The following is a 19,235-nucleotide window of genomic DNA, read 5'->3' on the forward strand; positions in this document are numbered from 1 at the left end:
TTTTGCACAAGGACAAAGCATTCGAAAAATTGCCCGTGAACTCGGCATTTCCCGTAACCACGGTAAAACATCATTTTACAACAGCAGGAGATGCCAACTTATGCTAAAAGAACTCAACAACCGAGTAAGCTGGCACCTTTAAACCTTATTTGCTTCAGCGAATTGAATTGGCTAAACCTGATTGGATCCCTGCAACATCTTATTTGATGAGGTAGGGTAGTGTTCAAAATCTGTGTCATATCTTAAACTCAAAAAAAGAGGTATGACAATATGAGAAGTCAATCATTTAATTTTGATGAAGCGTTGAAGCAATTACAATCAGGTAAAAATTTACTCGGTACGGATGGAATACTCACACCACTCATAAACAGCTGCCCGAAGCTGCCCTGCAGGCAGAAATAGAACTGTAGTGGTCAACTAAAATTGGCCACCCTACCTGACTGTTCACGGAACAGTCGCTCTGATTCGTTTGGCGTTAATCCACCGTTATACCAGTGAGGTCTTATATCCGCTATAGTAGTGGGTTATGTAGCGAATAATGGCTGACTGAGCAGTACTAAAGCTTTGGTAGCCAGTCGTTGGCACCCATTCGGTCTTCAGACTACGGAAGAATCGTTCCATCGGACTATTATCCCAACAATTCCCTCTGCGACTGATACTTTGGGTCATCTGATAACGCCACAATGCCTGCCTATACTGACGACTGGTATAATGACTTCCCTGATCACTATGGAACATCACCTGTTTGGGATGCCCACGTAGTTCCCAAGCCATTTGTAGTGCTTTGGCGGTTAATTCTGAGTCTGGTGCAAATGACATTGCCCAGCCCACCGGTTTTCGGGCAAACAAATCCAATACCACAGCCAGATAGGCCCATCGTGAGCCTGTCCAAATATAGGTTACATCGCCGTCAGGGAGATTAAAGGGGCTTGCCAGAGAGTCATCCATGCCTGCTGGCGCTGAGTGCGTTGCTCTTTAGCGTCCAGTATATGAGTTATACAATTGATTTTCGACGTAAAGTAATATCTGTAAGGAAAGCCGAAGGTTTAACAATTCGAGAAACTGCGAAACAATTCCGTATTGGAAAAGCGTCTTTAGTACGTTGGCTTAAACGACCAGAGCCAAAAAATTCAACGCCACGTAAGAGGAAGCTCGATAAAAATGCTTTAGCAAAAGATGTGGAACAGTATCCAGATGCTTACCAAAAGGAACGGGCAGAGCGATTCGGTGTTTGTAAAAAGACTATTTGGCAATCCCTTAAAAAGCTGGGATTAACCTATAAAAAAAAACTCTATTCCATCCAAAAACCAACGAAAGCGACAGGCTGGCACATCAGCAAAAAAGACAACAGTATGAAAAAAAAGATAAATCTGTTGTTTTTATTGATGAAAGTGGTTTTTCACATGACACTCCACGAACTCACGGCTATTCCCCAAAAGGTCACCGTTGTTTTGGCCTGAAAAACTGGGGTGCTAAGGGAAGAACAAATGTTATTGGCGCTTTATTGGGAACAACCCTTTTTGCTATCGGATTATTTGATTGCAATATTAATCGTGATGTTTTTTATGTTTGGATCACAAAAATATTGCTCCCAGAACTTCCTGAAAATTCTGTTATTTTTATGGACAACGCTAGCTTTCACAAAGGTAAGAATATTGAACAGGCAATTATAAACGCAGGACACCAGATAGAATATTTGCCTGTGTATTCACCAGATTTAAATCCTATAGAACATAAATGGTCTCAAGCTAAACGTAAAAAGATGGAAACAGGATGCACTATCGATGACCTGTTTTTAATACATATGCTGTAATCAAAATTAAGTCGCCTAGCTATAGGTGTAATTTTGGTCAAGGACTAATTTGGCGGTTTCACATTTAAATTCAGCAGTAATTATTTTACTCATTTCGGCACCTATAAAAATTATGAGGTAAGCATATCACCTCAACTTAGGTGGCCAAATTTAGTATGCCACTACAGTCAATCGATACGCGTAAAAATGGCTATACTCGAAAAACGGTTAAATCGACATCAGGTCAATTTGAACTGAAAACGCCCAGAGACAGGTCAGGTGCTTTTGAGCCTCAGCTCATTAAGAAAAATCAGACAAAATTATCAGAGGATATTGATAACAAAATCCTATCGTTATTTGCATTAGGCATGAGTTATCGTGATATTCAAAAACATGTTGCAGAATTATATGGACTGGAAATATCAGATGGAGCTATTACGCATATTACTGACAAATTACTCCCTGAATTAAAAGCCTGGCAACAACGCCCTCTGGAGGCGCTCTATCCTTTTGTCTGGCTCGATGCCATTCATTACAAGATAAAACAGATGGTCACTATATCAATAAGGCAATCTACACAGTACTTGGACTAACCACCGATGGGCATAAGGAATTGTTAGGACTCTATATGTCTGAAAAGAAGGAGCACATCATTGGCTGAGCGTTCTGACTGACTTACATAACCGTGGTATACAAGATATTTTAATCGCTTGTATTGACGGATTAAAAGGGTTTCCAGAAGCGATAGCCAGTATTTTCCCGCAGACAGAAATTCAGCTATCATCAAACATAAAGTCGGGTTATTTAACCCGACTTTATGTTTGATGATAGGATTATTTGTTTGATACATAGAATTACCTTTTATTTAATTATCTAATGATGTTAATTAAAACCGGTAACGCTCTTTTTTAAATCAGAATTGTCAGATTAAGTTAAGATTAATACAATTTATGGCAAATTAATCATAAGACTTCAATAAAAAATTTCAACCAGTTATCCCAATTTTCCAAATAGATTTTTGGCATTATTGCGTGTTTCAAATGCCCTCAAATCTTCAACTGAATTCAATACGTCCACGTCAACATAATCATCGTCGAAATCAGGTATGTTGTTTTTTAACACAGTTTCCATCACTTTAGTGATTTCTTCAATCGTAGTTTTTTCTGTCAAAAGCTCGCTGAGCATATAAATCAATCGGGGCTCTTGTTTGAAAAATGCCACACCGGATAAAAACGCTGCACGCATGAATTTTCCTCTCTCTCCTTGTGGCATGTTCTCCAATACTTCACCAGCGTACTTGTCCGCAATGTTCCTATCAGGATTAATATAAAATTGAATTTTTCTGCGTGTGTCCATATCGATTTCACCCTATAGAAAACATGCCATTGACTAAATCAAACTGAGGGTTTTCGCTTTTAAAAAACCTATCTTCCCTCGTCACACAGTGGGATTTAATCGCATCGGCAATAATTTCTGCGCCTCCACCAATGACCAATACATGAGTATATCCACTGAATGTATTGACAGCGTCCAGTACACGATTAATCAGTCGATGTTTTGATTCTTTAAGTGCTGCAAGAACATGATTTATTTGGCTTGCATCGTTGATACGGCGTTTCAGGTAACTCATATCGTCACTGTGGATAATAATATCATCCGCTAAGTAGTTACTGCCATTGGTTTTTGCCAAACTAAGCGCTTCTTTGACCGATTGCGTCATCATTGATACGCCTAGATGGGAGTTTCCGTATATTTTCGATACGCCACTCATTTTTCCCATCACTTGTGCTATGTCCAATGTCGTACCACCCAAATCAACAACCAAAAGCGAATCGAGGTCATAAAGTTCTTTCGCTATTGAGAAACCAGCAGGTATTGATTCCGGCATCACCTCAACGTTTGTGATGTTAAAGGTTTTTCCACCTTTAACATCGACCACTTTTTTAAAATTTTCTTTTTTTCTTTGAATGTTCGCAAAATTCGGTTGATTCTTGGTATCAAAATATTCAGCAATCGGCAAAGATACGACGATTTCTACATCTTGTGGCGTTAATTTTGACTGAAGTAAGGCGTGATGCACTGCAATCACATTCACATCGCTATATTGATAACCCACATTGGTTGTTGTAATGGCAATAGGACTTATCGCATCGAAAGAATACATTTCTCCATTAATGGTATAATTTGAACTATTGCTGTCACCAAAAGAGACTGACCAGTCACGCTTAAAGCTGTTTGGGCTAATGAAGTGCTTCTGAATTCCTGCCTCACTCCACGTTAATTTTATATTTGTCGAACCGTCATCAATATATATTTTCATTAATCACCTTTGAGAAAAATAAAAAATAATTTAGTTTTAGTTTTGAGAATAATATAATCATTTAATGCTTAAAAATATATATAAATATCAAAATGAGTTATTAATTGGTAATTATAAGAGAAAATATGAGATTTTTAAAACAAATTGAGATAAATATGAGATTTAATTAATTCAAGTGTGAGATATTTAAGATGACCACAAAAAACGCCAGATATTCATTATCTGGCGTAGGTGGATAGAAAAATCTAATTATAGAGCATATTAATTAAGTATATGCAGAATTTCAAAATAACGATTTTCGGGTGCAAATTTGAAAAAAAAAGTGAAAAATTTTAATCACATAAATAATTGATTTTTAACGCTTTTTATCTGTATTTTGCACAGCGTTTGCTCTTTAACATTTTTTGTTTTCTTCCAGAGTGTCTGGAAGGCAGAGCACAGAAGTTTGAGTGTTCTGTTTTGATGTTTTTTACTTCTGCGCTAAGCGCGGATAACCCGTGCAAAAAATATCAACACAAGACATTCGAGGAGGAACCAAATTTGAATAAGCAACGCGAATTTGTAGAAATCATCGTTTTGCCAAAAAAATAATGCCAAAGCTAGAGAATACAAGCGTTTTGGCAATATTTTGAAGAGAAAAGACGCTGAAGGTGAATTTAACCAAAAACTCAAAAAAGCCTTTTGGCGAAACGAAAATCCACGCCAGCAATTATGGGATTTTCAACAACAGATTGTTGTTTATGCCAATTTGTTTATGCAACACCGCCAAAAACAGCAAAAACAAATAATAGCTGAACAAAGGGCGCGCATTGACGCCTATTTTTATAATTAAAAATCATTTTTCTTCAAATCTACTTTAAGCCCCACCAGGGAAATCACACGTTTTTTCATATGATGATTTTCTCATTTTTATATGAAATCGTTCTCAAAAATTCAATAACGGGAGTGATTGAGTGAAAAGTGCCGCTACATTGCGATTGATAGGTAATCCACATACGTATTATCTACATTAATCTTAACTTAATCTGACAATTCTGATTTAAAAAAGAGCGTTACCGGTTTTAATTAACATCATTAGATAATTAAATAAAAGGTAATTCTATGTATCAAACAAATAATCCTATCATCAAACATAAAGTCGGGTTACTTAACCTCGCTGAAAAGCTTAATAACGTCTCAAAAGCCTGTAAGATTATGGGGGTATCCCGAGATACGTTTTATCGCTACCAGGAACTTGTTAACGATGGTGGGATAGACGTAATGCAATCACCAGTTAAAAACATAGAACGGTGAGAATCACGATAGCTGGCAAGTACCTCATCTGAGAATTTACGTGTTCCATCTTTATTATTTAGCCCTGAAATGTAATTATAAACACGGCTAATTATAGCTGCAATCAGCAATCCGCTGTCTGTCTTTTTAGCCGTAAATAGTAAATCAGCCTTATTAAAAATTTCAGTGACACTTTTATGATTAGTGCTAGCTTTATCCAAGAATATTGATGATTCAGTATTTTTGTCTATACGCGAAGAAACTACAACAAAATTAAATAGTATGTGCACTGAGTCTAATAATTTCGTCAAAAAAGTATCTGAATCGGTATCCATTGGATAATTACAGTTTATCCTCAAGAGTTCGTCACTTTCGTTAAGAATTCTGAATTTTATATTAGCTAATGCTGCTAATGTTTGTGGTGAGGCATCTTTTGTAATGCAACGATAAAGAGCATAAGAATTAAACGCCAATTTCGACTTATTTTCACTTAGCTGTCCTTTACAGGTAAAAGAAAAATCATTGTTATAATAGTCTTCCGCCATGCTCTTTACACTTTCTAATGTGTTGGCAAAATCCTTGGAGGCTTGCCGGAAGTTAATATAGTCGTTTTCTGGTAAACGAAAGGCGATATTTTCAATCAGCTCGGGAGGCAAATTTTTTATACCGATCACGTTTGCTAAGGGACTATTTTGATTATTTGATGAGGTAGATTCTGAATCTGAATAAGAAACCAGGCGATGACTCGAATTGTTCACGTACATAGTTTTTCCTTTTTTTATTCTCTATTGATTGACTTATTATAAAATAGCGTATTTTTTTTATAAAACTCATCAATTACGCATTCCTATATCACCGTATTTTTCCTTCCTTTTGTCGGAAATTTTTCTATGCCGTTACCCTTTCCTTTTGACTTTAAAAAGCCGGATTATGTTCAGGTGTTTGAGTGGCGTGCTGAGCGATTAAAGCATCTTCGGGAGCAGCCGGAAAATCTTAAACTATTGGCTCATTTCTATCAGCAAAACCCCGCGCAGTTTATTATTGACTGGGGCATGACGACAGACCCGCGTAATATTGATTACGGCCTCCCCGTCACAACCCCTTTTTTACTGTTTCCGAAACAGGAAGCATGGATTGTGTAGTGGTCAACTAAAATTGGCCACCCTACCTGACTGTTCACGGAACAGTCGCTCTGATTCGTTTGGCGTTAATCCACCGTTATACCAGTGAGGTCTTATATCGCTATAGTAGTGGGTTATGTAGCGAATAATGGCTGACTGAGCAGTACTAAAGCTTTGGTAGCCAGTCGTTGGCACCCATTCGGTCTTCAGACTACGGAAGAATCGTTCCATCGGACTATTATCCCAAAAATTCCCTCTGCGACTGATACTTTGGGTCATCTGATAACGCCACAATGCCTGCCTATACTGACGACTGGTATAATAAGCGTGTTGCTTAATAGTGAAATAAGGGTATTTTCGGTGATTGAAGTAAATTTTAGGCTGTTCTGAGATGGAAATTCCAAAGACCGGCACTAAGGAGTAAAAAGGTATCATCAATAAAGGGTCTACGATTCCGTAAAATTTGGGTCATACAACCGAGGCGCTTGATACCCGCGATGGCGTGTTCAACCGTAATACGGATGCCCGAGATTATTTTATTTTCTTGTTTTTGTTCAGGCGATAAAGGTCTTTTTCGAGTTCCTTTTTTTGGGATTTGTGTATTAGGATGCTGTTTATCTATACCTTGAAAACCGGTATCGGCCCAGATGGTTACCTCAGGGGGAATATGGCGAATTATATCGACTTTATCGAGTAAGCGTTTATCGTGACGGCGCCCATTTTTGATCATGGGGATAAATCCAATTTTCCTCGTTTCGTCAGTCATAATAAGCCCTTTTCGAGTGGTCTGTCTTTTCTTTCCCGAATACATTTTTTTCGCCGACGCAGATTCTTAGGCTTTTGGACAGGTCGCTCTGTCCCATCAATAAAGACGTCTTTAACTCCAGGAAAGGCGCGAAAAAATTCCTCAGCAGAGCGAATTTGACGAGCGGGCAAAACACATTCTCGCCCCAAGGTCATCTCTAAAACCGGCAATAATATTTTTACCCAGCGACATACCCGTGTTCTATCTAAACCAAAAAGAAGTCCTTGCAAATCATAGGTCGGATAACATTTTAAATACAATAAAATAAAAAGCAGTTTATCTAATGGGGTTGGGATAAATCCTTTCTGCCCTGCACCCATCTGCCGCTCGTGATCTTTTCGATTCTTTTTCCGATAAATCAAATAACAAGCTGAAAATTCAGCGGCTAAATTTTTCAATTCTTCGACTGATAATCCAATGATTGCTTTACATAAACGATTATCTCGTAACAACCGCTCTTTGTTGATCATTTCAAACCGTTATTTTCTAAGTTAAACCTCTTTTTATTGTCTATAGCGTGACAAAAAATGCAAGTCTCTATTCAGCAACTATTTTATAGAATTACCTTTTATTTAATTATCTAATGATGTTAATTAAAATCGGTAACGCTATTTTTTAAATCAGAACTGTCAGATTAAGTTAAGACTAATACAAATTAGACGACCTGAAGGCATTTTTTACCCCATCAATTTTTTATAGGCTTCTGTTACCTCTTCTAGGGTCATATCACGAGTAATTGGATTTTCTTCCATGACATTTAACATGTCGTTTGGTGTCAAACTACTTTGCAGTTGCTTCATTTCGAGTATCAAGGTTTCGGGTACTGGAATACCTTCTATTTCCAAAAATTGGGCGGCCTCTAGTGAAGTGATTTCGGCTGATTTTTTTCGCTCGAGTATCGATCTTAAGTATTCTTTTTGTTGATGCTTTTCATCGTTAAAGAAGACTTCATTGATCCCCATCTTTTTGTAAACGGCAATATCATTGTGACTAGGCAATACTTCTTCTATCGTTGTCGTTTCGCCGTTTGCCGTGGTTTTAATAATTTTGCGTTTTCGGATTTTGGTATTTTGCCTTGCTATTTCCGCGATTTCTTTTTTCAAAATATCGGCTGCATGATGAAAGGCATGATCAAATTCGTAATAATCCTTTCGCCAGCTTCGAATTGTTTTTTCGTCAACGTGCAGCCACTTAGCAATGAAATGATTTGATACTTTTCCCTTAACCAAAGACAGGTTAATCACGTCATCAATATACGCTTTTTGGTATTTCGCTTTCCCTGACATGACAACCTCTTTTTAACCTTTTTGCAATATTCGCGAAATTAGCCATTTTGGGTGCGGACTTATTTTGCGGAAGTATGCGAAAAAAATCCCTCTTCATACCTTGTGATTATTAGGTTTTTCAATTTTTCAAAATGCGGAAGTATGACTGCGGAATTATGCATTTTTGGCTATTCTGTTATTTTTCGCCTGAATCCCTTTGATATCAAGCTATTCACGTTATCCTTGCATTTTCGTTAATGCTTAAAAAATAAACGCAAATGTTAAAAATTATAACGTAAAATATCTCTGCAAAATCGCCCGTAAATATCCATCGTAATTTGGATACTTTTGTGTCCCAATAATCGTGATACAAAATTCACATCCACCCCTTCTTCAAATGATTGAAGCGCTGCAAAATGCCGTAAATTATGAAAAGTGCCTATCCCATTTTCCGTTAATAATCTTTTTACGATTCCTGTTCGGCTATAGCACAACGATAATATTTCCCCACGTTCAGAAATCATTAATGGTAAGTTCATTCCCTTTTTATTCTTATCCAAAAAATCGAATAACTTTTTCGGTGTCTTAATCCTTCGTTGAACATCAACCTTCAAACCTTCAACCACACCATGACGGGTTACATGTTTTGAAATATTCAAATACTCCCCCTGAATATCGGCATAATCCAATGCCAGTATTTCACTGATTCGAAGTCCAATTACCGAGGCTAAGATAAAAGCAATCTTTTCTCTTACGGGTGCAACTTCGATCATCCTGTCGACATTTTCAAAGGCCGGAATAAAAAGGGGTTTTTCTCCTTTCCTCTTCAGTTTTGGAATGAGACTGACGCCAACATTTCGCATTGCTTTAAGCAGCAAATAGGCAGAATGCAGATGTTTAAGCGTATTTTCCGGTAAACCGTTAAATTCACTCGGGCGAATATTCAACGCCAATTTTTCCTGCAATGTGTCGTCAATCGAAAACAAGGCATGCTTAATCATATCGAGCGAACTTTGCCGTAAATGCCCCGTTTCATACTGAAAGACCTTTTTCCCCACATAAAACTGAATCAACTTGGAAGATACCAATCTCGGCATTGCTCTTTTTCTTTTGCCGTCATCGCCAAAAATCGATCAGAAAAAGAAAATAGCAAGCAGCTTCCCGCGTTTTAACGCTTTTGTGAAATCGCCCTGCTGCATTTTCGTAATGCACACGAAAACCCTCGCTGCCATGGCGAGTTTTTATTAATTTCATTTGAGATTATTGGAGGTGGAATGAATTGACATCTTACCTAATCACGAGTTTCGCACCAATAAAAAAACGCTCTATTTTTAAGTTTAATTCAGCATAATATATAAATAGACAAAATCTTATAAATTAAAAGCAACTTATTGTAATTTAAACAAATTTATACGTTTTAGTAACTTGCAAATTAACCATTGCTTTTAAGCCATTTCTGGAATTTTATATGCCTGTGCGAAACTCGTGCTAATATGAAGGATGCCGTTTCTTGAATACATTTGTTAAAGAAAAAATTAAACGGTTTTCACCCAATCCAAGTCAACCACATTTTCAGTGATCCCCTCAACCGTTCCTTTAGAACTATATTGCCACCATGTCCAGCTTTTACCTGCATTTTTCCAAGATAATGGTATACGTGGCGTTTCTACATTCCAATTAGCAATCCATAGCGGGTAAATACTAAAATCGTATTTATCCCATTTAACACCGCTATCCCAATATGCAGGTGAACAATATATAAACGTATCCTGACAGGACAATACTTCGTCTTTACTGATTAAATTTAATAAAACATGTAAATTATCTGCCATTACTTCAGGTGTAGCGCCTTGGTTATTTTTACTTTCTACGTCAATAGCTAACGAATTTTTAGAGGGGTCAAAACCAGCAGAAGATAAATTCTTTTTGATATTCTCAAACTGCTGTTGAGGAGTGCTACTTACAGCTCTAAAATAGTGGTAGCAATTAGCTTGAATGCCTGCATTCTTGGCATTCTTGAAATTTTCCTTGAATTTAGGATCAGTATAAGTCCCTCCTTCTGACATCTTAATAAAAACATGTTTTACACCACTATCAGCTACTTTTTTCCAGTCTATTGTTCCCTGCCATTTTGATACATCGATACCTTTTTCGTATTGACTATTCATTTTTATTGATCCTCTAATTACATTTAACTAAACTTGCGGAATTCTCCTTCCTGAATGTTAATTGCGAGTGAAACGAGTTTTTAACATTAGGTGGAAGATGAATAGCAAACAGTTCGAAGAGCTGTCATTTTTCTGGCCTTTCTTGTTTTTCAATATATGATTTGAGTACTTCAAGTGGTGCCCCACCTGCTGTAATCAAGCAGTAAGCTTGAGTCCGAAGTACGGGTTTCCAATAAAAACGATTGATATGTTAAGAATATTCTTTTCGTAACAATCTACTAGTGACCGTTTTTAGGTTATTCACAAAACGACTTGGTATGATATTAGGATGCATATCTAGTAATAAGTGAACATGATCAGCTTCTCCGCCAAATTGCTCTAACGATACATCCCACTTAGCACAGCATTCCGTACAGATAATTTCCAACCTATCCAATATCTCAGAAGTAAAACATTTTTTACGGTATTTTGTTACTAACACTAAATGATAATGTGATTTCATCTATATAACGCCAATTATTTTTATTTAGATTACTCAATGTGTGCTGCAAAGTACAGAATATATCCAGACAAAAATCAAAAAGAGCTTCTCGAACAACATTTCGGGCACGTTCGGCATATTTATAATTGGGCATTATCAGAAAAGAAAAAACATTGCGAAGAAACAGGGAAAAGTCTATCAAAACGTGAATTACAAGATAGGATGGTCGCAAGTAAAAAATCAGAAAAACCTTGGCTCAATGATATCAATAGTCAATCATTATTAGCTGCATTAAGCAATCTTAATACCGCATTTAGTAATTTTTTCAACAAGCGTGCAAAGTTTCCAAAGTTCAAGAAAAAATATGCTAGTGAACAATCATTTCAGTGTCCTCAGCATGTTACATTAGATGTACAAAATGGTGTTATCAACCTTCCAAAAATAAAGTTAATAAAAGCGGTTATACATCGTGTAATCGATGAAGGGAAAAATAAAAACGGTTACAATAAAAATCACCATCAGGAAAGTATTACGCAAGCATCATATTATTCGATGATGGTTTTATGTCACCTATCCCTGAAACTATAAGACCAGAAAAAAGTATAGGTATTGACCTCGGGTTATCCCATGCTTTCATATTATCTGTAGTAACTCATACTTGATCTGAAAGTTGCCGGTTATTTATACAGTACCTGTCAGGTTAAATTTGATTTAAATCTTTTGTATTAGTCTTAACTTAATCCGACAATTCTGATTTAAAAAAGAGCGTTACCGGTTTTAATTAACATCATTAGATAATTAAATAAAAGGTAATTCTATGTATCAAACAAATAATCCTATCATCAAACATAAAGTCGGGTTACTTAACCTCGCTGAAGAGCTTAATAACGTCTCAAAAGCCTGTAAGATTATGGGGGTATCCCGAGATACGTTTTATCGCTACCAGGAACTTGTTAACGATGGTGGGATAGACGCTTTAATTAATCAAAATCGACGGGTGGTGCCTAACGTAAAAAATAGAGTAGATGAACAGATTGAAAGCGCTGTAGTCGAGTATGCGATTGAATACCCTGCACACGGTCAACACCGCAGTAGTAATGAACTAAGAAAAAAAGGCATTTTTGTTTCGGGGAGTGGCGTTCGCTCTATTTGGCTGCGCCATAATCTCGAAAATTTTACAAAACGCCTAAAAGCGCTTGAAGATAAAATCGCAACAGAAGGAATTATCCTGTCAGAATCACAAATCAGTGCTCTAGAAAAGAAAGCGCAAGATGATGAAGCCTGTGGTGAGATTAATTTCTTATATAGCTAGGCGACTTAATTTTGATTACAGCATATGTATTAAAAACAGGTCATCGATAGTGCATCCTGTTTCCATCTTTTTACGTTTAGCTTGAGACCATTTATGTTCTATAGGATTTAAATCTGGTGAATACACAGGCAAATATTCTATCTGGTGTCCTGCGTTTATAATTGCCTGTTCAATATTCTTACCTTTGTGAAAGCTAGCGTTGTCCATAAAAATAACAGAATTTTCAGGAAGTTCTGGGAGCAATATTTTTGTGATCCAAACATAAAAAACATCACGATTAATATTGCAATCAAATAATCCGATAGCAAAAAGGATTGTTCCCAATAAAGCGCCAATAACATTTGTTCTTCCCTTAGCACCCCAGTTTTTCAGGCCAAAACAACGGTGACCTTTTGGGGAATAGCCGTGAGTTCGTGGAGTGTCATGTGAAAAACCACTTTCATCAATAAAAATAACAGATTTATCTTTTTTTTCATACTGTTGTCTTTTTTGCTGATGTGCCAGCCTGTCGCTTTCGTTGGTTTTTGGATGGAATAGAGTTTTTTTATAGGTTAATCCCAGCTTTTTAAGGGATTGCCAAATAGTCTTTTTACAAACACCGAATCGCTCTGCCCGTTCCTTTTGGTAAGCATCTGGATACTGTTCCACATCTTTTGCTAAAGCATTTTTATCGAGCTTCCTCTTACGTGGCGTTGAATTTTTTGGCTCTGGTCGTTTAAGCCAACGTACTAAAGACGCTTTTCCAATACGGAATTGTTTCGCAGTTTCTCGAATTGTTAAACCTTCGGCTTTCCTTACAGATATTACTTTACGTCGAAAATCAATTGTATAACTCATAACACACCTTGTAATCAAAATTAAGTCGCCTAGCTAGACATGAACGCTGATTGCTTTGATCAGGAAATCGCTGGACGATTCCAGATGCAGGAGCCACCACAGATCCTGATTCTGTCACGAGTTTCGCATCAATAAAAAAACGCTCTATTTTTAAGTTTAATTCAGCATAATATATAAATAGACAAAATCTTATAAATTAAAAGCAACTTATTGTAATTTAAACAAATTTATACGTTTTAGTAACTTGCAAATTAACCATTGCTTTTAAGCCATTTCTGGAATTTTATATGCCTGTGTGAAACTTGTGTCTGTATGGCTCGGTAAAAGAACGTTCATGGTTAGGAAATTGAATCGCACTTAAAAGCGGCTCGCAATCAGCGCCAGTTTCGACTCACATTAACTGCAAACCAACATCGTCATATTGAGAACGTAGCGTGCTACGTTCTTTTGTGATTTTCGAGTGACCTTGCTCCCTGTAATTTCTGGTTATCTTCCGCTTCCTCGCCCGTTCGCTCGCGTTGCTCGGTCACTTGGCTATGGCGAGCGGTGTGTAGTGGCATACTAAATTTGGCCACCTAAGTTGAGGTGATATGCTTACCTCATAATTTTTATAGGTGCCGAAATGAGTAAAATAATTACTGCTGAATTTAAATGTGAAACCGCCAAATTAGTCCTTGACCAAAATTACACCTACCAGGAAGCCGCGAAAGGCATGAACGTTAGTCTTTCAGCGATTAGCCGGTGGGTAAGAGCCCTTCGTTTAGAACGTCAAGGGAAAACATCGCCTGGTCTGCCATTAACACCTGAACAAATTGAGTTCAGAGAAATGAAGAAAAAAATCCACCGGCTGGAAATGGAGAATGACATCTTAAAAAAGGCTACTGTGCTCTTAATGTCCGACTCACTGAAAAATTTTCGGTAGTTGAAAAGCTAAGAGTGCTTTATCCGGTGAAAACTTTGTGTCGTATTTTTAATGTTCACCGAAGCAGTTATCGCTATTGGTGTCGGCTTAAGGAGCCAGATATTGAGCGGACGATAAAACGTAGCCTAGTCAGCGAAGCGTGGAACGTTAGTGGCGGCTCTGCTGGCGCAAGGACTATCGCCACGATGGTTACCAATACACACAACGTGAAACTTGGGCGGTAGTTAGCGGGTAAGTTGATGAAAGAATTAATCATCGTCAGTTGCCAAGAGCGAAAACATAAATACAACCGCGGTGGAAATGAACGTATTGATATTCCAAATCTGCTCAATAGGCAGTTCGCTGTTACAAAGCCTGACCAGGTTTGGTGCGGCGATGTAACCTATATTTGGACAGGCTCACGATGGGCCTATCTGGCTGTGGTATTGGATTTGTTTGCCCGAAAACAAAACCGGTGGGCTGGGCAATGTCATTTGCACCAGACTCAGAATTAACCGCCAAAGCACTACAAATGGCTTGGGAACTACGTGGGCATCCCAAACAGGTGATGTTCCATAGTGATCAGGGAAGTCATTATACCAGTCGTCAGTATAGGCAGGCATTGTGGCGTTATCAGATGACCCAAAGTATCAGTCGCAGAGGGAATTGTTGGGATAATAGTCCGATGGAACGATTCTTCCGTAGTCTGAAGACAGAATGGGTGCCAACGACTGGCTACCAAAGCTTTAGTACTGCTCAGTCAGCCATTATTCGCTACATAACCCACTACTATAGCGATATAAGACCTCACTGGTATAACGGTGGATTAACGCCAAACGAATCAGAGCGACTGTTCCGTGAACAGTCAGGTAGGGTGGCCAATTTTAGTTGACCACTACAGAGCACCGAACAACGTCGACAAGGAAGCTGTGGTTAATGTGTCGCTATGGAGTAGTCTGAAACTACTTATTGAAAGATTTAAGATAAGAATAGCGGGTTTAGTGTTTACAAGGCTTAACGCCAATATTAATACCGCCTAGCGGTATTTAAAATCATTGTGTTGGGTATTTATATTACCGTTGAAGAGTATTTAAAATACCGCCAAACAGTATTTTGATAAATTAAAAAGTATTTTTAATACTTTAAAAAAAGTATTTACAGGATGCGGTTTTATTATTATGATACTTATAAATCGGTATTTTATGGAGAGTGTAATGGCTTCAACGTATATAGATCACCTAACAGGAGAGATTTTAACAGAACCTGAATTTGTTAAGGTTTATATACGTGATCTCTGTCGTGTTAAAGGGATAAATGCCACTCAATATAAAATTTTTAATTTCATGTTATTAAACATGAACTATGAAAATGTTGTTGCTTACGGTTCGAAAACTAAAGCTGCTTTTTTGAAGGCAAATGATCTTAAGTTGCAAACTTTCAATAATAATATTAATTTTTTGATTTCTGCGGGCTTAATAGAACGAATTAGTAGAGGTGAATTTAGAGTAAATAAAAAATATGCTGTGAAAGTTGATTGGACAAGAGTTCAGTCAATTGAATGGACATCAGTTTACAGCAGAAATGGTATATCAGATAAAGTTAAAATTAACCAAGGTGTAGTAGCTCAGACTTGATATGACAGTTACCAGTTATTTATACAGTACCTGTCAGGTTAAATTTGATTTAAATCTTTTACATTAGTCTTAACTTAATCTGACAATTCTGATTTAAAAAAGAGCGTTACCGGTTTTAATTAACATCATTAGATAATTAAATAAAAGGTAATTCTATGTATCAAACAAATAATCCTATCATCAAACATAAAGTCGGGTTACTTAACCTCGCTGAAGAGCTTAATAACGTCTCAAAAGCCTGTAAGATTATGGGGGGATCCCGAGATACGTTTTATCGCTACCAGGAACTTGTTAACGATGGTGGGATAGACGCTTTAATTAATCAAAATCGACGGGTGCCTAACGTAAAAAATAGAGTAGATGAACAGATTGAAAGCGCTGTAGTCGAGTATGCGATTGAATACCCTGCACACGGTCAACACCGCAGTAGTAATGAACTAAGAAAAAAAGGCATTTTTGTTTCGGGGAGTGGCGTTCGCTCTATTTGGCTGCGCCATAATCTCGAAAATTTTACAAAACGCCTAAAAGCGCTTGAAGATAAAATCGCAACAGAAGGAATTATCCTGTCAGAATCACAAATCAGTGCTCTAGAAAAGAAAGCGCAAGATGATGAAGCCTGTGGTGAGATTGAAACAGCGCATCCAGGTTATCTGGGTTCACAAGATACTTTTTATGTCGGTCATTTAAAAGGCGTTGGTCGTGTTTATCAACAAACTTACATTGATACTTACAGTAAAGTCGTTCATTGTAAGCTTTACACAACAAAAAGCGCGATAACGGCGGCAGATTTATTAAATGACAAGGTTCTCCCTTTTTATTCCCAGCATGGGTTACCGGTGTTACGTATACTGACGGACAGAGGCAGTGAGTATTGTGGTAAAGTTGAACATCACGATTATCAACTTTATCTCGCTATCAATGATATTGATCATACAAAAACTAAAGCTCGTTCACCTCAAACTAATGGGATTTGTGAACGCTTTCATAGAACTGTATTACAAGAGTTCTATCAGGTGGCTTTTCGTAAGAAAATCTATAGGGCTTTAAATGAATTACAAGCTGATTTAGATAAATGGTTAGCGGAATATAATAACCAACGCACTCATCAAGGAAAAATGTGTTGCGGTTGAACTCCTATGGCAACTTTACACGATGGAAAACAACTTTGGAGAGAGAAAGATTTAAATCAAATTTAACCTGACAGGTACTGTATAAATAACCGGTAACTGTCAGCTCAAATCTGAGCTACTACGATAAGTATCGGGTTATACCAGTACTAACAAGCAATGACAAGTCGTCGCCATAGGCGACCACCTTGATTACCTGAATATTGATAATGGACCATCTCTATTTTTTTACTACGTGTTTTGGCAATCAATGTATTATCGGCAATTAGTACGCAAGGGCTTTTTTGTCTATAGAAGATTGAACTAATCGCCATAGGTCTTTAGGTAGAAAACATCTACTTTTAGCCATCGACTAATAGTGTCATGAGATAAAGGCGATGGACTTACTTCTGATAACGCCAAACCAAAGTATCTTACACTGCTTACTTGTAAGAATGTTTTATAGATATTTTTAATGCATGGATAACCGGACAAAATATGAACACCCTAATTTTTTCTTGTTTTGAACTTTATATTTCTTTTTTGGAGATTGAGAAACTTGTGTATAAGTTATAATATAAATTTATATAGAACAAAATGATGCGAAAAGGTATTAATATGCAAGGTGAAATGAAAGCTATTGTTTATTATGGCGAAAATGATATCCGTTTTGAAAATCGAAAAGTTCCTAAAATAATACAATCAACAGATGCAATTATTAAATTAACTAAAACCACCATTTGTGGTACAGACCTTGGTATATGGAAAGGAAAGAATCCAGAAATAAAGGAAACAGCAATTAACAAAGATGGATGCTTTAATGGTCGTATTTTAGGTCATGAAGGTATTGGTATTATTGAAAATGTCGGTGAAGCTGTAAAAAACTTTAAGCAAGGAGATAAAGTTATTATTTCTTGCATAAGTCGTTGTGGAACATGTGAAAATTGCCAAAAACAATTGTACTCCCATTGTATGAATCATGGTGGATGGATAATGGGATATATGATAGATGGGACTCAAGCAGAATATGTTCGTACCCCTTTTGCTGATACTTCATTATATTTGTTGCCAGAGAATTTAAATGATGATGTTGCAGTGATGCTTTCTGATGCTTTGCCAACCGCTCATGAAATCGGGGTACAGAATGGAGATATTAAACCCGGTGATACAGTTGCTATTGTTGGTGCAGGACCTGTAGGAATTGGATGTGTTCTGACGGCCCAACTTTATTCACCCAGCCAAATTATTGTGATAGATATTGATGAAAATCGTTTATCAATGTCAAAAGAATTAGGGGCTACGCATATAATAAATTCAAATAAAGATGACCCTACACAAAAGGTCTTAGAATTAACGCAAGCACGAGGGGTTGACTGTGCTATTGAAGCGGTAGGTATAGAATCTACATGGAATATTTGTCAAAATATTGTAAAAGAAGGCGGTCATTTGGCAAATGTTGGAGTACACGGTAAACCTGTTAACTTTTCAATTGAAAAATTATGGATAAAGAATTTAACTATCACAACAGGACTGGTTAATGCTAATACAACCAATATGTTAATGAAAACCTGTTGTTCTAATAAGCTTCCAATAGAAAAAATGATTACTCATCATTTTAGATTTAAGGAAATAGAAAAAGCCTATGATGTTTTTAAACATGCTGCTGATGAAAAAGCAATGAAAGTTATTATTGATTATTAAAATTTTATTGCAGATGCTATTCCCATTAAAATTATCAAACTCATGTTAAATATACCTACAACAACACTGTAGTACAGGGGAATCTTACAAGCTTTTTAGGCTCTTAGTGGCAATTTATTAACAGAATGTTATACCTAAAACATCCCGATTTTTTGATGAGAAAACTTATCTTTTTATGACTTACGATGTGTTTTTTTGCATGAGTACTAAAATTTGTCACGAGTTTCGCACCAATAAAAAAACGCTCTATTTTTAAGTTTAATTCAGCATAATATATAAATAGACAAAATCTTATAAATTAAAGGCAACTTATTGTAATTTAAACAAATTTATACGTTTTAGTAACTTGTAAATTAACCATTGCTTTTAAGCCATTTCTGGAATTTTATATGCCTGTGCGAAACTCGTGTTTGTGTTATTGCAAGTTTAAAATGGTACTTTATTTATCTGACCAACAAGAGGGGACGGTTAAGGATGACTAAAAAATCCTTAAGCGGTCATTTTAAATAGCCAAAAATAA

General features: G+C 36.8%; 15 protein-coding genes and 12 pseudogenes. 14 read left to right on the plus strand and 13 right to left on the minus strand.

All coding sequences use genetic code 11. The features are described 5' to 3' along the window. Window positions 1-270 precede the first annotated feature (270 nt). A pseudogene (locus tag AYJ55_RS32365) lies at window positions 271-404 on the plus strand (IS256 family transposase); the annotation flags it as partial. 9 nt (window positions 405-413) lie between these two features. Here the strand turns inward: AYJ55_RS32365 and AYJ55_RS00830 are convergent. Next, a pseudogene (locus AYJ55_RS00830) lies at window positions 414-909 on the minus strand (IS3 family transposase); the annotation flags it as partial. Window positions 910-989: 80 nt separating this feature from the next. On the opposite strand from AYJ55_RS00830, the pseudogene AYJ55_RS32370 reads away from it, so the two are divergent. The 3 genes and pseudogenes from AYJ55_RS32370 to AYJ55_RS32375 all read left to right on the plus strand — a co-directional run. Then, window positions 990-1,307: pseudogene (locus AYJ55_RS32370) on the plus strand (IS630 transposase-related protein); the annotation flags it as partial. Between the two features lie 17 nt (window positions 1,308-1,324). Beyond that, window positions 1,325-1,813 (plus strand): IS630 family transposase, encoded by a 489-nt coding sequence (locus tag AYJ55_RS00835; RefSeq protein ID WP_063653499.1) that lies wholly within the window; start codon window positions 1,325-1,327, stop codon window positions 1,811-1,813. 179 nt (window positions 1,814-1,992) lie between these two features. After that, window positions 1,993-2,572, plus strand: a pseudogene (locus AYJ55_RS32375) (IS256 family transposase); the annotation flags it as partial. 213 nt (window positions 2,573-2,785) lie between these two features. Here the strand turns inward: AYJ55_RS32375 and AYJ55_RS00850 are convergent. Together AYJ55_RS00850 and parM are read right to left on the minus strand one after the other, a co-directional pair. Beyond that, window positions 2,786-3,148, minus strand: a complete 363-nt coding sequence (locus AYJ55_RS00850; protein WP_063653619.1) for a plasmid partitioning/stability family protein — start codon at window positions 3,146-3,148, stop codon at window positions 2,786-2,788. A gap of 7 nt (window positions 3,149-3,155) precedes the next feature. Further along, window positions 3,156-4,112, minus strand: coding sequence for a plasmid segregation protein ParM domain-containing protein (gene parM, locus AYJ55_RS00855; protein ID WP_063653621.1), 957 nt, complete (start codon window positions 4,110-4,112; stop codon window positions 3,156-3,158). A 628-nt stretch (window positions 4,113-4,740) separates the two neighbouring features. Here parM and AYJ55_RS00865 point away from each other — a divergent pair. Further along, window positions 4,741-4,944, plus strand: coding sequence for a hypothetical protein (locus tag AYJ55_RS00865; protein ID WP_063653625.1), 204 nt, complete (start codon window positions 4,741-4,743; stop codon window positions 4,942-4,944). Between the two features lie 269 nt (window positions 4,945-5,213). Next, a pseudogene (locus AYJ55_RS24390) lies at window positions 5,214-5,375 on the plus strand (helix-turn-helix domain-containing protein); the annotation flags it as partial. Here AYJ55_RS24390 and AYJ55_RS27645 read toward each other — a convergent pair. Next, complete coding sequence (locus AYJ55_RS27645; protein ID WP_187153133.1) at window positions 5,336-6,142, minus strand: F-box protein; 807 nt, start codon at window positions 6,140-6,142, stop codon at window positions 5,336-5,338. The pseudogene AYJ55_RS24390 and the gene AYJ55_RS27645 overlap by 40 nt on opposite strands. Before the next feature lie 132 nt (window positions 6,143-6,274). On the opposite strand from AYJ55_RS27645, the pseudogene AYJ55_RS00875 reads away from it, so the two are divergent. After that, window positions 6,275-6,520: pseudogene (locus AYJ55_RS00875) on the plus strand (TerL protein); the annotation flags it as partial. 9 nt (window positions 6,521-6,529) lie between these two features. Here the strand turns inward: AYJ55_RS00875 and AYJ55_RS00880 are convergent. The 5 genes and pseudogenes from AYJ55_RS00880 to AYJ55_RS00900 all read right to left on the minus strand — a co-directional run. After that, window positions 6,530-6,838 (minus strand): annotated as a pseudogene (locus AYJ55_RS00880) (integrase core domain-containing protein); the annotation flags it as partial. Between the two features lie 43 nt (window positions 6,839-6,881). Beyond that, window positions 6,882-7,316: a transposase family protein gene (locus AYJ55_RS27650; RefSeq protein WP_063653775.1), complete on the minus strand. Its 435-nt coding sequence runs from the start codon at window positions 7,314-7,316 to the stop codon at window positions 6,882-6,884. Further along, window positions 7,268-7,780: a helix-turn-helix domain-containing protein gene (locus tag AYJ55_RS27655; RefSeq protein ID WP_063653633.1), complete on the minus strand. Its 513-nt coding sequence runs from the start codon at window positions 7,778-7,780 to the stop codon at window positions 7,268-7,270. The genes AYJ55_RS27650 and AYJ55_RS27655 overlap by 49 nt, the downstream gene beginning before the upstream one ends. Before the next feature lie 207 nt (window positions 7,781-7,987). Next, the gene (locus tag AYJ55_RS00895; RefSeq protein ID WP_063653635.1) at window positions 7,988-8,596 is read right to left on the minus strand and encodes a hypothetical protein; all 609 of its coding nucleotides are present in this window, start codon (window positions 8,594-8,596) and stop codon (window positions 7,988-7,990) included. 260 nt (window positions 8,597-8,856) lie between these two features. Next, on the minus strand, window positions 8,857-9,648 hold the full coding sequence (locus AYJ55_RS00900) for a tyrosine-type recombinase/integrase (RefSeq protein WP_063653637.1): 792 nt from the start codon (window positions 9,646-9,648) through the stop codon (window positions 8,857-8,859). 1 nt (window position 9,649) lies between these two features. Here AYJ55_RS00900 and AYJ55_RS30335 point away from each other — a divergent pair, with 1 nt between their 5' ends. Beyond that, window positions 9,650-9,823: a hypothetical protein gene (locus tag AYJ55_RS30335; RefSeq protein ID WP_187153134.1), complete on the plus strand. Its 174-nt coding sequence runs from the start codon at window positions 9,650-9,652 to the stop codon at window positions 9,821-9,823. Between the two features lie 287 nt (window positions 9,824-10,110). Here the strand turns inward: AYJ55_RS30335 and AYJ55_RS00905 are convergent, their stop codons facing one another. Next, window positions 10,111-10,743 carry a glycoside hydrolase family 25 protein gene (locus AYJ55_RS00905; RefSeq protein ID WP_063653639.1) on the minus strand — a complete coding sequence of 211 codons (633 nt, stop codon included), beginning with the start codon at window positions 10,741-10,743 and terminating at the stop codon, window positions 10,111-10,113. Between the two features lie 124 nt (window positions 10,744-10,867). After that, window positions 10,868-11,245 (minus strand): annotated as a pseudogene (tnpA, locus tag AYJ55_RS35320) (IS200/IS605 family transposase). Between the two features lie 36 nt (window positions 11,246-11,281). Between tnpA and AYJ55_RS00910 the strand changes: the two are divergent. Continuing rightward, window positions 11,282-11,812: an RNA-guided endonuclease InsQ/TnpB family protein gene (locus AYJ55_RS00910; protein WP_063653641.1), complete on the plus strand. Its 531-nt coding sequence runs from the start codon at window positions 11,282-11,284 to the stop codon at window positions 11,810-11,812. Window positions 11,813-12,041: 229 nt separating this feature from the next. Then, window positions 12,042-12,518, plus strand: a pseudogene (locus tag AYJ55_RS00915) (helix-turn-helix domain-containing protein); the annotation flags it as partial. A 33-nt stretch (window positions 12,519-12,551) separates the two neighbouring features. On the opposite strand, the gene AYJ55_RS00920 reads toward AYJ55_RS00915, so the two are convergent. Then, the gene (locus AYJ55_RS00920) at window positions 12,552-13,373 is read right to left on the minus strand and encodes an IS630 family transposase (RefSeq protein ID WP_063653644.1); all 822 of its coding nucleotides are present in this window, start codon (window positions 13,371-13,373) and stop codon (window positions 12,552-12,554) included. Between the two features lie 622 nt (window positions 13,374-13,995). On the opposite strand from AYJ55_RS00920, the pseudogene AYJ55_RS27660 reads away from it, so the two are divergent. The 3 genes and pseudogenes from AYJ55_RS27660 to AYJ55_RS00945 all read left to right on the plus strand — a co-directional run bounded on the left by AYJ55_RS27660 (window position 13,996) and on the right by AYJ55_RS00945 (window position 17,104). Beyond that, window positions 13,996-15,166 (plus strand): annotated as a pseudogene (locus tag AYJ55_RS27660) (IS3 family transposase). A 322-nt stretch (window positions 15,167-15,488) separates the two neighbouring features. Further along, on the plus strand, window positions 15,489-15,908 hold the full coding sequence (locus tag AYJ55_RS00940; RefSeq protein ID WP_187153135.1) for a replication/maintenance protein RepL: 420 nt from the start codon (window positions 15,489-15,491) through the stop codon (window positions 15,906-15,908). A gap of 155 nt (window positions 15,909-16,063) precedes the next feature. Next, window positions 16,064-17,104 (plus strand): annotated as a pseudogene (locus AYJ55_RS00945) (IS481 family transposase). A gap of 119 nt (window positions 17,105-17,223) precedes the next feature. Here the strand turns inward: AYJ55_RS00945 and AYJ55_RS35325 are convergent. Next, window positions 17,224-17,509 (minus strand): annotated as a pseudogene (locus AYJ55_RS35325) (IS701 family transposase); the annotation flags it as partial. Between the two features lie 123 nt (window positions 17,510-17,632). On the opposite strand from AYJ55_RS35325, the gene AYJ55_RS00950 reads away from it, so the two are divergent. Then, window positions 17,633-18,715, plus strand: a complete 1,083-nt coding sequence (locus AYJ55_RS00950; RefSeq protein WP_063653650.1) for a zinc-dependent alcohol dehydrogenase family protein — start codon at window positions 17,633-17,635, stop codon at window positions 18,713-18,715. Window positions 18,716-19,235 lie beyond the last annotated feature (520 nt).

It is taken from the genome of Candidatus Arsenophonus triatominarum, assembly GCF_001640365.1.
In the GTDB taxonomy this organism is placed as follows: domain Bacteria; phylum Pseudomonadota; class Gammaproteobacteria; order Enterobacterales; family Enterobacteriaceae; genus Arsenophonus; species Arsenophonus triatominarum.

Bases quoted from the DNA above. Each gene is read 5' to 3' on its own strand.
- AYJ55_RS00850 (WP_063653619.1), bottom strand. From the start codon at position 3,148: ATGGACACACGCAGAAAAATTCAATTTTATATTAATCCTGATAGGAAC.
- parM (WP_063653621.1), bottom strand. From the start codon at position 4,112: ATGAAAATATATATTGATGACGGTTCGACAAATATAAAATTAACGTGG.
- AYJ55_RS27650 (WP_063653775.1), bottom strand. From the start codon at position 7,316: ATGTATTCGGGAAAGAAAAGACAGACCACTCGAAAAGGGCTTATTATG.
- AYJ55_RS27655 (WP_063653633.1), bottom strand. From the start codon at position 7,780: ATGATCAACAAAGAGCGGTTGTTACGAGATAATCGTTTATGTAAAGCA.
- AYJ55_RS00895 (WP_063653635.1), bottom strand. From the start codon at position 8,596: ATGTCAGGGAAAGCGAAATACCAAAAAGCGTATATTGATGACGTGATT.
- AYJ55_RS00905 (WP_063653639.1), bottom strand. From the start codon at position 10,743: ATGAATAGTCAATACGAAAAAGGTATCGATGTATCAAAATGGCAGGGA.
- AYJ55_RS00910 (WP_063653641.1), top strand. From the start codon at position 11,282: ATGTGTGCTGCAAAGTACAGAATATATCCAGACAAAAATCAAAAAGAG.
- AYJ55_RS00920 (WP_063653644.1), bottom strand. From the start codon at position 13,373: ATGAGTTATACAATTGATTTTCGACGTAAAGTAATATCTGTAAGGAAA.
- AYJ55_RS00940 (WP_187153135.1), top strand. From the start codon at position 15,489: ATGGCTTCAACGTATATAGATCACCTAACAGGAGAGATTTTAACAGAA.
- AYJ55_RS00950 (WP_063653650.1), top strand. From the start codon at position 17,633: ATGCAAGGTGAAATGAAAGCTATTGTTTATTATGGCGAAAATGATATC.